Genomic DNA, 719 nt, shown 5'->3' with positions numbered 1-719 from the left:
CTTCAAAACATGACGCATTCCACTCAAAACCCTAATTCCCCAGAAGGTCTGCTCACTTATTCTTTGGATACCAACAAATACAACCAGCTCCAAACCATCACGCAAGAATTAGGCAAAAACCCCTTTAGGCGCATCGGCGTGATTGACTATCAAAACAATAACGGTGCAATGAATGGCATCGGCGTGCAAGTGGGCTATAAGCAATTCTTTGGTAAAAAAAGGAATTGGGGGTTAAGGTATTATGGTTTCTTTGATTATAACCATGCTTATATCAAATCTAATTTTTTTAACTCGGCTTCTGATGTGTGGACTTATGGAGTGGGAATGGATGCACTTTATAACTTCATCAACGATAAAAACACCAATTTCTTAGGCAAGAACAACAAGCTTTCTGTGGGGCTTTTTGGAGGCTTTGCGTTAGCTGGGACTTCGTGGCTTAATTCCCAACAAGTGAATTTGACCATGATGAATGGCATTTATAACGCTAATGTCAGCACTTCTAATTTCCAATTTTTGTTTGATTTGGGCTTGAGAATGAATCTCGCTAGGCCTAAGAAAAAAGACAGCGATCATGCCGCTCAGCATGGCATTGAACTAGGTTTTAAAATCCCCACGATCAACACCAGCTACTATTCTTTCATGGGCGCTAAACTAGAATACAGAAGGCTCTATAGCGTGTATCTCAATTATGTGTTTGCTTACTAAAAACCCTCTTTAAA

At 39.9% G+C, this 719-nt stretch carries 1 protein-coding gene; it reads left to right on the top strand.

Annotated elements, in window-relative coordinates; translation table 11 throughout:
- Positions 1-705: outer membrane protein (locus tag H7N69_RS07800; protein ID WP_187885371.1), on the top strand; the 705-nt coding region annotated here is incomplete at its 5' end.
- Positions 706-719: the final 14 nt, after the last annotated feature.

Source organism: Helicobacter pylori, assembly GCF_014497725.1.
Classification (GTDB): Bacteria; Campylobacterota; Campylobacteria; order Campylobacterales; family Helicobacteraceae; genus Helicobacter; species Helicobacter pylori_DE.
This window is presented reverse-complemented; position numbering and strand designations above follow the sequence as displayed.